General features: G+C 35.3%; 17 protein-coding genes. All 17 read right to left on the reverse strand.

The features are described 5' to 3' along the window. Positions 1-171: 171 nt before the first annotated feature. The 17 genes from GMD78_RS05545 to GMD78_RS05625 all read right to left on the reverse strand — a co-directional run bounded on the left by GMD78_RS05545 (position 172) and on the right by GMD78_RS05625 (position 11,971). On the reverse strand, positions 172-951 hold the full coding sequence (locus GMD78_RS05545) for an RNA-guided endonuclease InsQ/TnpB family protein (RefSeq protein WP_343042138.1): 780 nt from the start codon (positions 949-951) through the stop codon (positions 172-174). Between the two features lie 19 nt (positions 952-970). Continuing rightward, on the reverse strand, positions 971-1,345 hold the full coding sequence (locus GMD78_RS05550; RefSeq protein ID WP_155667767.1) for a hypothetical protein: 375 nt from the start codon (positions 1,343-1,345) through the stop codon (positions 971-973). A 234-nt stretch (positions 1,346-1,579) separates the two neighbouring features. Continuing rightward, on the reverse strand, positions 1,580-2,392 hold the full coding sequence (locus GMD78_RS05555; protein ID WP_246187575.1) for a nucleotidyltransferase domain-containing protein: 813 nt from the start codon (positions 2,390-2,392) through the stop codon (positions 1,580-1,582). Between the two features lie 178 nt (positions 2,393-2,570). After that, positions 2,571-2,867: a hypothetical protein gene (locus GMD78_RS05560; protein ID WP_155667769.1), complete on the reverse strand. Its 297-nt coding sequence runs from the start codon at positions 2,865-2,867 to the stop codon at positions 2,571-2,573. Between the two features lie 116 nt (positions 2,868-2,983). Further along, the gene (locus GMD78_RS05565) at positions 2,984-3,499 is read right to left on the reverse strand and encodes a DUF6141 family protein (protein ID WP_343042139.1); all 516 of its coding nucleotides are present in this window, start codon (positions 3,497-3,499) and stop codon (positions 2,984-2,986) included. A gap of 120 nt (positions 3,500-3,619) precedes the next feature. Then, positions 3,620-3,967: an ABC transporter gene (locus tag GMD78_RS05570; RefSeq protein WP_155667771.1), complete on the reverse strand. Its 348-nt coding sequence runs from the start codon at positions 3,965-3,967 to the stop codon at positions 3,620-3,622. An 89-nt stretch (positions 3,968-4,056) separates the two neighbouring features. Continuing rightward, entirely contained in the window at positions 4,057-4,803 is a 747-nt protein-coding gene (locus GMD78_RS05575) for a GNAT family N-acetyltransferase (RefSeq protein WP_155667773.1), read from the reverse strand. 643 nt (positions 4,804-5,446) lie between these two features. Then, complete coding sequence (locus GMD78_RS05580; RefSeq protein WP_155667775.1) at positions 5,447-5,758, reverse strand: DUF1048 domain-containing protein; 312 nt, start codon at positions 5,756-5,758, stop codon at positions 5,447-5,449. Next, positions 5,755-6,108 (reverse strand): DUF1048 domain-containing protein, encoded by a 354-nt coding sequence (locus GMD78_RS05585; protein WP_155667777.1) that lies wholly within the window; start codon positions 6,106-6,108, stop codon positions 5,755-5,757. Before GMD78_RS05585 ends, GMD78_RS05580 begins: the two co-directional genes overlap by 4 nt. A 120-nt stretch (positions 6,109-6,228) precedes the next feature. Then, positions 6,229-6,978 (reverse strand): ABC transporter permease, encoded by a 750-nt coding sequence (locus GMD78_RS05590; RefSeq protein WP_155667778.1) that lies wholly within the window; start codon positions 6,976-6,978, stop codon positions 6,229-6,231. Then, positions 6,979-7,740, reverse strand: coding sequence for an ABC transporter ATP-binding protein (locus GMD78_RS05595; protein WP_155667780.1), 762 nt, complete (start codon positions 7,738-7,740; stop codon positions 6,979-6,981). Between the two features lie 315 nt (positions 7,741-8,055). Next, the gene (locus GMD78_RS05600) at positions 8,056-8,394 is read right to left on the reverse strand and encodes a DUF1048 domain-containing protein (RefSeq protein ID WP_155667782.1); all 339 of its coding nucleotides are present in this window, start codon (positions 8,392-8,394) and stop codon (positions 8,056-8,058) included. Between the two features lies 1 nt (position 8,395). Beyond that, entirely contained in the window at positions 8,396-8,734 is a 339-nt protein-coding gene (locus GMD78_RS05605; RefSeq protein ID WP_155667784.1) for a PadR family transcriptional regulator, read from the reverse strand. Positions 8,735-9,326: 592 nt separating this feature from the next. Beyond that, entirely contained in the window at positions 9,327-9,770 is a 444-nt protein-coding gene (locus GMD78_RS05610) for a DUF5412 family protein (RefSeq protein WP_246187576.1), read from the reverse strand. Between the two features lie 381 nt (positions 9,771-10,151). Beyond that, the gene (locus tag GMD78_RS05615) at positions 10,152-10,646 is read right to left on the reverse strand and encodes a hypothetical protein (protein WP_343042141.1); all 495 of its coding nucleotides are present in this window, start codon (positions 10,644-10,646) and stop codon (positions 10,152-10,154) included. A 111-nt stretch (positions 10,647-10,757) separates the two neighbouring features. After that, positions 10,758-11,348: a DUF2441 domain-containing protein gene (locus GMD78_RS05620; protein ID WP_155667791.1), complete on the reverse strand. Its 591-nt coding sequence runs from the start codon at positions 11,346-11,348 to the stop codon at positions 10,758-10,760. A gap of 80 nt (positions 11,349-11,428) precedes the next feature. Further along, positions 11,429-11,971, reverse strand: coding sequence for a GNAT family N-acetyltransferase (locus tag GMD78_RS05625; protein ID WP_155667793.1), 543 nt, complete (start codon positions 11,969-11,971; stop codon positions 11,429-11,431). Positions 11,972-12,256 lie beyond the last annotated feature (285 nt).

Below are 12,256 nucleotides of genomic sequence, written 5' to 3' on the forward strand. Positions count from 1 at the left end.
AGGATTTTTGAGGAAGGGGATTCCAATAGACCAAAAGACTATTGGGTGGTTACCGTTACCTCAGCTCAGTCCCGTTTTTCATTTATGCGAATTTCGGGTAGAGCGTCATTAGCTAGGTGTACAGCTCAGTCAGGCGCCTTACAGAAAACATTAGGTTTCCTGCAACGACTGTTAAGTCGCAGTTATTGCTTTTTCTTCGTTAGATGGTCTTGTGGAAATGACAAAGCTGGCATTAACGTCAGCGTCTTTCTTATACCCACAAGAGCATGTATACAGCGAACCTCGACGGTTCTTTTTAACTACGTTACCGCAGTTTGAACATTCTTGGCTAGTTTTGAACGGATTTACTTTAACCACTTCTAGCTCGGCTAGTTGTGCTTTGTAAGTAAGTTTTTCTTCCAAGTCAAAAAAAGCCCAAGAGTTAATATTTCGGTCGCTACGTTTCCAAAACTTTTTCATAGAGCGGATACTCTTCAAATCTTCGATTTTAATAATAGAGGCGCCTTGTTTTTTGGCGAAGCGTACAATTTCTTTTGAAATCACATGATTCCAGTATTGAATGATGCGCTGTTCTTTGTTTTCAAGACGTTTTAAAGCCTTCATATTTTTATTTTTCATAAAAATTCTTCTCAAACGAGAGTATTTTCTACGTATATGTCCAATGTGTTTTCCAGAGAAGTGTATATATTTACCGACTTCTTTATCTCCGGCAACCGCAATGTATTTAAGCCCACGGTCCACGCCAACTTCTTTTTCTTCTGAAGAAACTTCGTTCTTTAATTCAAATGTAATAGCGAACGAAAAACACCATTTTCCATTCTTGAAAAACAGTTGTCCGTTTCCTTTTCTAGGTTTAGAAATATTCTCATAGGAGGGTAGATAGTATTTTGAAGCCTTATCCATATATCCATTCAATAGATAGTTCACCCAAAAAAGATTGTAATCGTTCACCTTCAACGGAACATATTTATCAAAGGTTACCTTCTTCTAGAGTTGGGATTCCTAACTTTAAGTACCCATTGTCAAAACGAAATCTCCAGTTTTGATTATTGAATGGAATAGCGATTCTCTTCCGAAACCTTGGAAAACCTTTGATTTTCTTGTTTTTATTCCAATCTTGATACCTTGAAACAGCTAGTTTTCTTGCTTCTTGAATTAATGTGGTAGGCAATCCAGTATGGCTTATTTTAGCATCGATTTCAGAAGCTTTTAATTTCGGAGTTTCTTTTTTAATGTTAATCGCCAAGTTACTAGATTCGGAAAAACGATGTTGCATTGTTTCATACATTTCTTGTTTAATATTTGTTGGTTCAAACAATGGCATTTTGATTGATAGTGTTGGCATATTGAATTCACCCCCTCATTGTTAGTTATATTTTACCAAATAGAACATATGTTTGTCTTGGTTTTAGATTTTAATTTATCTACAAAAAAATAGGCGATTCATCTCCCACCTAAACGCTGTCGCGTTTTGAGGAAGGAGTCTTCTCGCCCAAGTTCGATAAAATCAATTCCTCCTTATTCAATAAACATAGGAGTTGCCGCATCGACAACTCCTTGTTCAGCTTCAGCCGTAATTTTAAGTAGATATTTTTGCTTCACGAATAAAGTTTGAACTAGCCCACTCACCTTCACGCTTAAACAATGTATATACAGCTTCATGGTCCTTTGGTGGTTCATCTATCCAATTTAGCAGAGTACGAATAATTGATTCTTTCTCTGGGAAGTAGTGGATAAAAACTTCAGACTGCTCGTGAAGTCGTGTCGTCCAAATCTGAGAACGCTCCATCACCATTGAATAATATGTTCGAATAAGTTTACGAGCGAATCCTTGAGTATATGTTTTAAAATCTTCATTAGAAGCTGTTTCTAACCTTGTTAACGTCCGATTAAGTGACTTATTAATATCACCATTAAAACGAATCGCTATCTCTGATGTAAGTTTATACGGGCCAAATTGTTCTCCTGCATCTTCTCCGTAAACACAGACACAGAGTTCCTTAAGAAATGCATTTTCGTAATAATTTGAAGGGTCAATCGTATAGTCGTAATATGCAACAGCTATACCTACATCACGAACTAGAGAACGATACTTCAAAGTCAATTCTCCAGCAAGTTTCTTTAATTCAGCCAACTTAACGGAACTCAGTTTAGTATCGAACATAGCGATAAGATCTAAATCTGATTGTATTGCAATCGCATCTCCTCTCGCTACACTACCGTACACATAAACACTATGCAATTGCTGATGAAATAATTTTTTAAGACTCTCGACAGATTCTTGAATGCAAGGCACGTAGATGTCATCAATTTTGTCTTTGTGAACATCACTTACAATATACCCATTAGGGTCTAAACCATAACCTGCTTTTAAATTTTTTATTTCAATCACCACCCTTACCTTCTGGTACGTAAATTCCTTGAATTTTTGACAATTCCCCTAAATTCAAACCTTTTCCACCAACGAGCATTATAATAGAAAAAAGAAAACCAATTTTTATGTTCATGTTTTTTATATAGAATGAGATTAATAACAGGAAGTAGAGAGCATGTCAATTTTGATTTTGAAATTATTTTCCTACAAACCAAACAGTTAAAAGTACGCCATTCATTAGAAATACACATAATGGAACTAATGAAGTGAACAATGAAATAATTATATGATTCTTTTTACGTTCAACGTTTGCTTTGAATAAGCAAACAATTGAACTTACCACCAAGGCAAATGTTAATACAGTTCCAATTAAAATAACGTTTCTATTTAATTCTCCAGATAACCTCGCCCAATCTTCCAGATTAAGGACAACTATTAAACTTATAAGTGCTAATGATATTGACGGGATTAGCCATTTGATGAATTTATTCATTTTGCCTCCTTTCTTGCAGGACTCCATTATTTTATACCCCCTTTTAATTCAATTATCCTGCTTTGTTGTTAATAAGCACAAAAGCGTATCCGATTCTTTATAACATTTGATGAAGACTAATTTATTCTTTGTGCCAAATTCAATGCATTTTTTAATTCAGCAGGTTTTTGAGTCCCAATTACCACTGTATTGTATCTCAACCTTAATTCTATTCCTTCCTTACCATTCATGATATAAGCGGTTTCATCTTTAGAGTTTATACGAACTCCCCAACCACCAAAACGTTCAAGCGGGCTGTACGTGATACTTTTAAAATCATTTATGTCTTCAAAAAGAAACTGCTTATATTTAAAATGAAAAGGAACAAAACGTAAATATATTCCATCCTTTCGAACTTCTATTATCAACTTTAATAACCAAAGCATAAATACTGGGAAAACAATTCCAAAAATCACCCAAAAAATGATTGCGACTATATCTGGAGCAGGTTTATTCCCCATTGGCACACCAAAAATAGTTTGCTGAATAAACCAGTACCACATGAAAGTAGCAGGCAATAAGTTAAACACCCACCACAATATGGATCTTGGTCGTTGTATTTCTCGATACACAACTTTAGTATGCCTTCCCACTTAATCTCCTCACCTTTTTCAATGGTCCTATTCTGTAAATTTAATAACTCACACCTATATACTAACATAATATTCCGAAAATATAATCGATATTTTATAGTTTGTTGGAATGATATGAATTTAGTTTTTGACCCTTAGAAACCTTTTCAATTCTTGATATGGAGTAGAATATGAATCCTCATATTTTTGGATATGCTCTCTTAATACAGACCAATTCTTTTCAAGGATTGGGTGTATTTGAGTCGTCTCCGCAATACTATATATTTCTATTAAAAAATAAAGTGTCTCCCAAATCAAATAATCCTCATCTAATTTTAAAAGCATATCTATAACTTCTGGAATATAGTTAAAAGCACTCTCTGAGGACATATCTTTTGAAATTAATTCAAATGCATTACTAAAATACCATTCTTCTGCATCAAGTTTATCTTGCCAATTATCATAAATACCAATTAGTTTTTTGTCCATAATAATTATACCCTTTGATTAACTATTTTGTGTGTGTAAGAGTAATACTTCACTTATCAGTTTCATACTTTTATTACTTACTACTTTTTTCATAATTTCTTAGTGAATACAATCAAATCATGTAGATGTTGAAAGCCAATCTTCTTATATAAGTTAATCGCACTACTATTGGTGGAGTTGACACAGAGTCTAATAGATTCAATGTTCTTAAATGTAAATAACCATTTTAAGGCACCCGTCAGTAACTGTCCTCCAATTCCATTACCTCTCTCAGACTTCTCAACAGCAAAAAAATCAATATTTGCTTCACCAAATTCAGGTTCTGCCTCGACATAAATATACCCACAAAAAATACCTTTATTAATTATCATAAATACTTTTCTATGGTCATCTATACGGTTAATAATTTGTTGACCACTATAATAAGTACCTGGAAATGCTTTATCATGAAGTTGCTTCATCATTAAGTAATACTCTGGAGTCAATTCTTCAATGGAAACATTCTTTAACTCATGGCTATTTTTACGCTGAAAAATCAATATTGTTTCATCACTATACTTTTTAAATGAAAGATTCTTTGCCAATTGGCATACTCGAATATTTTTCAAGTTAGGAAACATCTCCAGTGAATCTATCTCATCTGGTAGTAAATTAATCATTTTCTTCCACAAATCAAAAACAATATACCAGTTATCTGGAACAATAAATGGTCCCCATATTTCGACACTACTATCATCAAGGTCAGCATCAAATCCCACAACACCTATCAATTCATTATTTTCATATGCTCCAACAAAACTATCAAAATATTTAACTTCCGAAATATCATCTATCATGCATTTTTCAATTTCTTTCTGATCTTTGCCACAATAACCAATATGCGATTCTTCAATCCTATTTAACTGTGAGATTAATCTCGATACTTTTTCTACATCTTCTTATCAATTACTTTAATTTCTAACATCTCAATTTCCTCCTTCCCTAATAATTTGGTTAACATTTTCCTTTTAGTTTAAGTGATTACCTTATTGTTCAACTCTTGCCCCGTTTGCTGAAGAGCTATTTACTAATACTTTTGTAACTTTATATACGAAGATCCCAGCATATAGTTTCAATGACCATAAGTTAAATGAATGTTATTTAATACAAAATACTATCTTCAGTACACCATTATTTCCGAGAATCTCTAGTTTTAAAATCTGCCATAATCTCTCTATTTTCTTATTAAACAATCTACTGGTTTAGTTCAATATTCCTATATATAAATACTAACATAATATTCCCAAAATAATACCGAGATTTTACAATAGAAAAAGACGATCAACTATGATCGCCTTCTCAAACTATCACCCCGTCACTTAAATTAATAGATCGATCTAAACGATCCTTTCGAGTTTGAGAGTTTGGAGCAATACTTAGGCAAAAATTGAATAGATTTTGCCTAAGTCCTACGTTCCTTCTATTTTTTGATATCTCTATCTATTTTTTATTGACTGATTCCTGATAAAGATCAGCGTACGTTTTAGAATCTTTAATCAGCGCGTCGCAGAAATCAGCAACGTCTGTTCCTGTGACTTCAAGCACATCTTTTCCAGCTGCTGCGCCCTCTTCAAAGAAGCTGAGAATTTCCGAGAGCAGTCCGATACCTTCGTTTAGCTCAACTGGACCGACTTTGAAGAGATATTTTTGGACCTCTTTATAAACAATTTGGTAATCTTGTGGAAGTGCTTTGACACGCGAAACATGAGCTCTCCATTCTTTTTTACCTTCGATTATTTTTTTGATACTCATTTCAAACCTCCTAATTTTCTTGCTACGTTCTTGTTGAGTTGTTCACGCCATTTATCTCTATACTTTTTTGCGCCTTCATCACCTACAAGTGCTGCGCAGAAACCTTTGATATCATCTCCTAGTACTTCTTCGATGCTCTGACCGTCTGCTGATGTCACTTCAAGCAGTTCAAGAGCACTTTCAAGAATTGGCATCAGATTACGACCCGTGAAATCTCCATGAATCCAAAGATTGCTTATTATTTCTTTCCAAGCAGTTTGAAATTCAGCTGGCAAGACTTTTGCTCGCTCTTCAAAACCTTTCATTTCTTTAGTCATATCGCTGCCGGTTATTTTTTCTAAAAAGTTCATTGTCGTCTCCTCCTTTAAGATACTAAGCTGTTCAGCAAAGTTCTATAAAATAATCGCATCATTGAGTTTATGATGTTGCTTTTCATCTCACGATTTTGCTCTCAACATTAACTATTATTTTTACCCTAATTGGCGTTTAAATGCTTTACTTGCGATCAAGTAAGCGATAACCATGATCCCCACACACCAGGCGAGCGCAATCCAGATATCATTACCGACAGTCCCCTCATATAAGAGGGCACGAATTGAATTCACGATTGAAGTCACGGGTTGGTTCTCAGCGAACGCACGAACAATTTTAGGCATGGTTTCCGTGGGCACAAAGGCCGAACTGATAAACGGCAGGAAAATCAGCGGATACGAGTATGCTGTTGCCCCTTCCATAGACCCTGCTGTCAATCCGGGAATGACCGCCAGCCATGTCAGCGCCAGTGTAAACAGCCCTAGAATCCCAACTACCGCTAGCCAAGCCAGGATATCAGCGTTTGATCGGAACCCCATTAAGAGAGCAACGAGAATAACCACTAAGACGGTAAGCCCATTAGAAACAAGTGAGGTCAACACGTGAGCCCACAATATCGACGAGCGTTTTATTGGCATGGTAATGAAACGTGCCATCAGTCCACTCTTTACATCCGTAAATAGCCTCAAAGAAGTGTATGCAACGCCTGATGCAATAGTGATCAACAGAATTCCTGGTAATAAATAATTGACATAATTGTCCGTTCCAGTTTCTATAGCACCACCAAATACGTAGACAAACAGCAACATCATCATAATCGGCGTAATCGCCACCGTTATTATCGTATCCGGACTACGCATAATATTACGCATTAATCGCCCTAGTAATACACCAGTTTTACTTTTCATTTACTTCTCCTCCTTTTTGCCGGTGATCGCGAGGAAAATTTCCTCCAATGTCGGCTGTTTCTCGATGTACTCCACTTTCGTTGGCGGGAACATCTCCTTTAGTTCGGTAAGGGTTCCAGTCGTGATGATTTTTCCTCCATGCAGGATGGCAATACGATCCGCAAGTTGTTCGGCTTCCTCCAGGTACTGGGTTGTAAGCAATATGGTTGTGCCACCCTCGGAGAGCTCCTTAACGGTATCCCAGACTTCAATCCGTGCTTCAGGGTCAAGCCCTGTGGTGGGTTCGTCAAGAAAAATGACTGCAGGAGTTCCGATCAGGCTCATCGCGATGTCTAGCCTACGCTTCATTCCGCCAGAATATTTGTCAGCACGGCGGTTCGCAGCATCGGTTAAATTGAATTTTGCAAGTAGATTGTCGGTGACTTGAGCGGGATTGGAAACTCCCCGCAACTTGGCAATCATCATCAGATTTTCCCGACCGGTTTGCATATCATCTAAAGCTGCAAATTGTCCTGTTAGGCTGATGCTTTGGCGAACATGTTCCGGGTTCCGCTGAACGTCAAAACCACAAATACTTACCTCCCCACCATCTGGCTTCAGCAGCGTCGAAAAGATATTGACTGCAGTGGTCTTGCCTGCTCCGTTTGAGCCCAGCAGTGCGAAAATTTCGCCACGCTGCACCTCAAAATCCACCCCTTTTAAAACTTCTTTGTCTTTAAAGGATTTTGTTAACCCTTTTACAGAGATCGCTGTATTACTCATACTTTTTCCTCCTTATAATAAGCGCATCAAGACTTGCTAGATCCGGAATTTAGGCGCTTTGTCTGATAAGTGATCGAGTTATTTGCCTGCAAACAAAGCATGGTCATGATCCGGTCGAGCTTCTTGTGCATGTAAATTGTCTAAATCTATCTACTTAGTCTGACTGATATTCTGTATTACTTACTACCATATTAAAATTGAACTGAATAGTGAAGTGACTATTTTCATTTGTATTCAGCTATTCAGTCGAGATGCTCTATTAAATATGCTATATGGTAACCTAATTCAAATCTACATGATACTAGAATTTCGTCATTAGTCACGACCAATTGTATCGTTCAACTTCGTGCGATGTTTGTCCTTCCAAGTCTTCGCATCCTTTACTAGTTCTTCACAGAAAGAGGCAACGTCCTCACCCGTAAGCTCAGTGACTTTCTTACCTGACGCTACACCTTCCTCAAAAAGGTCGAGAATGCCACCAAAAATACGGCTAATGTCCTTCCAGTCGGTAAGGCCACCAGCAGTCCACATATATTTTTGGATCGCTTTGTAAGCGTTATGGTACTCACTTGGAAGTGCCTTCGCACGCGCCTCCATCGCCTTCCATTCCCGCTTTTCCTCCATACTTCCGATAATTTTTTCAATAAAACCCATATTACCTTCTCCTTTTGATTTCTTTAGTTTTGAGTTCGTTCATTTTACTTGAGATGAAATCCCATTTTTCCCAAAAAATTTCAAGTTGCTTTTGACCTGCTGCGTTGAGTGTGTAAAATTTTCTTGGTGGTCCCACAGTAGATCGCTTTTTCTCGATGTCCACCAAATTGTTTTTCTCAAGGCGCATGGTAATTGTATAAACTGTGCCTTCAACCACATCAGTGAAACCAAGTTCTCGTAGGTGCTGTGTGATTTCATAGCCGTAAGTTTCGCCACGACTGATGATCTCAAGCACACACCCCTCAAGCACCCCTTTGAGCATTTCTGTGATATTTTCCAAATTAATCACCCATTTGTATTTAATTATATTTTTCAGTACTCTGTATCACAGGTATTAAGTAATACCGATTACCACTATATAGTAATGCAGAATACCATCACTTGTCAAGCACAAATTTTTCTTAAAAAAAACATTATTATGGGATGGAGCTTTTATTTACTTATTTTCACAAATTGAAGAATGATAAAGTTTAACCAAGTTATTATTGGGATAGCAAATATTAAGAAATACAGACCTGAATGCCCGAAACCAAAAGTTCTTGTTTCATCATTCATACTGTATAGAACCCACGTTGCTATTAATAAAATTAGTGTGTTTAAACAAAAAGCTGATAACATACTCACCATTTTATTACTTTTCTTTTTTAAGTACAGAACAGATACAACCGTTGAAATAAATAAAGAAAGTAAAATTATAGCATAAATCAAATCTACACCCTACCCTCCATAATGATAATATGTCGAAAGTCATCTTAATTTATAAGATACCAAAAGACAATTAATTAAGATTTCCTAGTATAACTAATAGTTCAGTTGAATAACGGATTCATCTTCCCTTTTGAAATAACAAACGTGTAAAAGTAAAAGAGATATTAGTTTTGGTAGCATGTCTCATATTCGTCTTTCATTATCAAACTTTTACAAGCTAAACCATTTTCGTGATAAATCTCTTTACCAACTTCTAACTTGATACTTCTATTTGAATTCGGATAATCCGGTTCATTATTTAGAATGTACAGTGTATCTTCATCCAACCATTCCATAGAAAAATTACTTTTTGCATCACTATAATATACCATTTGAACATTATTATTCTCATTATTGTTAGTGATTTCAACCCTTACATTAACACCGCCTGCTGCACCACCATATAGTTCATAATAAGCATTAGCCGTGTATTTTTCAGTGGGGGATGTTACAGGACCAGGTCCCTTTTGGGTAAATTCTCTATCAATCTCACTAAATGTAAAGAAATACACTTCATATATATAGATTGAGGAAGCCAGAATAACTCCTAATAACGTTACAATCAGCATTTTTTTGGGAAAAGCCTTCTTTTTAATGAAAGAAATTATTATGTTAGTGCATAAAATCAAAAATAATATAACCGTAATGAATGAAATTAAGAGACCAACTAATAGTAAAATAATAATCCACCTTCTTTAGTTCATTAATATCGTACCGACAGTTCTTTAAAATTCATACATCAATTCCCCAAGTAAGAAGAAATATTTCTAATATATGAAATCTCCATAATTAATGTTGATTTAGATACTTTGTTATCCCGTAAAAAATAATTGCTTTTTCAGTTAAAATCTTAAATCCATTTTTAACAACATTTTTAGTTCCTTCATCTAATGGCTCCATTACCCATTGATCATATAAGAAATGGACGGTTAAAATCCCCGTCCAATATCCTACCTAGTTTTTCTAGAATCAGTAACCATAATATAGATAGTAAGGATAATACAGATTAATAGAGTGGTATGAAACATGGTATGTAGCGTATTTGGAACAATACCATTTAATTCGGGGAGAAAAGAATGTGTATCTCCAAACATTTGGTTATACCTCTCAACTCTTTGTTCAGCACCATACCCAAAGAAATAAGGGATCCACCAATCTATTAACACACCTGCAAAGATACATATCTGATGGATAACTAGCCAGAGCTTTATCCAAATCGGATACCTCTTCCCTATAAAAATCACAACAAACGTCATTAATAATAAAATTTGGACTACACCGATCAGTGTTACTAGGAAAAGTTCGTTAAAGGATCGGTCTTCAGCAATCGCTTGAACATCATTTAATGAACCTAATGGTACCCAATCTTGTACAATCATGAATAATAATATAAAACTAAATCCAGCCAATAGTAGCTTCTCGGAAAAGCGAATATCCCTTTTCACAACGAATCCCTCCAGAAATGTAATTACAATTTCTTTTTGTATTTACCTGTTGTATTGGTAACATGAGCATGTCGATACTCCTGTACCCTATATTAGTGTTCCATTTCCCATTTAAACTGAGAAGTCATCAATTATTTCTACTACTTCGATGTTTCCATTAATCAAAAGTTCTGGAAGTTCGTTTTTAACATTACCCTTCCAATATTCTCTGGCTTGTTCTATTTTTTGACTGAAAGGAGCTCCATCCTCTTTGGGCAATAAGTTGCCATCCCCCTCAAACGAATTCCCATCTACTCGAAGTTTTACAATCTGTAAAACATTACGATTATAAGAATCAAATATTTCTTTCCATTTCAGTCCGTCTTCATAGCTTTTTGCAGCATATAAACAAGATAATCTGGAAGGATATGCAGGGTAGTCATGTAGTCTAACCATTTCTACGACCACTTCTCTAATAGCTCTAATTGTTTGATTCATATACTTAGAAGCTACTTCAGCATTTTCTTTATTCATGTTCAATCCTTCACTTGTAAAGCTACTATTTAAAATTTGAGTAAAGTCTTCTCCTTTAGTATTCCGTTGTTCCCTCTCAAAAAAGAATCTATATAAGGTATTTTTTTGGTTCTTATCAAAGTTTATGAGTTGGCCAAGACTCATTTTTTTCCTCGTTACTATGTGATACACATACTTTTCGTTCTCCATGTTTAATCTCCTATTCATTCTCCATTTTACTAGATTCGTTTAGTTGAACGAGATCCTTAGGAAAATTCTAATCGCTTATTTTATTGTTTTATAATCCCATAATAAACAAGGTCTTCATATTGGTTTTCCTTGGTTATGTGATCTTTTAAGATCCCTTCCTGATTCATACCTATTTTCTGCAGCACTCTACCTGAAGCAGGGTTTGAGTTGAAATGACGAGCAAACACCTTATGATATTCCTTTTCATGAAAGGCAAAATCTAGCATAGCTTTACTAGCCTCTGTAGCATAGCCATTCCCCCAATATTCTTCGCCAATCCAATACGCCATTTCTCCATTATTAAAGTTTTGATTATTCGATAATGCAATTGCACCATATAATTTTCCTGTTGCCTTATCTGTAATAGCTAATTCATAGGATTTATTATTATTAAAATTACTTAAATGATTTTCTATCCAGGATAACGCATCCTCATTGGAGTACGGGTATGGAAGATATAATGTGTTCCTATAAATATTATAATTATTACAAAGTCTAGTAACCTCCAATGCATCTGAGGTTTCAAATAGTCTTAGCAATAATCTATTAGTAGCAATTGTTTTATTTTGATTGTCATAAGTCAAAGTTAATCCCCCTCAACGGTTTTAATGTTAGCGCAATTTTCTTAAAAGTTTATGAATTCATTGTAAAAAGAACGAAAAATTATCTTGTTCTCAAGAGTTTGGTGTTCCCATGATCAAGCTTCGTCAATATAAATCCAGCTATCATGTTGGAACTTCCCAAGTTTAAAATCTTTATACATCAATACTAACATAATATTCCAAAAATATAACTCTATTATAACGACCACTCTTTATGATTGCACCAACTAGTTAAAATGAAGTTTGAAATTATATTGATAATATCAG

Origin of the sequence: Ornithinibacillus caprae (assembly GCF_009728145.1) — a bacterium.
Classification (GTDB): domain Bacteria; phylum Bacillota; class Bacilli; order Bacillales; family Amphibacillaceae; genus Ornithinibacillus; species Ornithinibacillus caprae.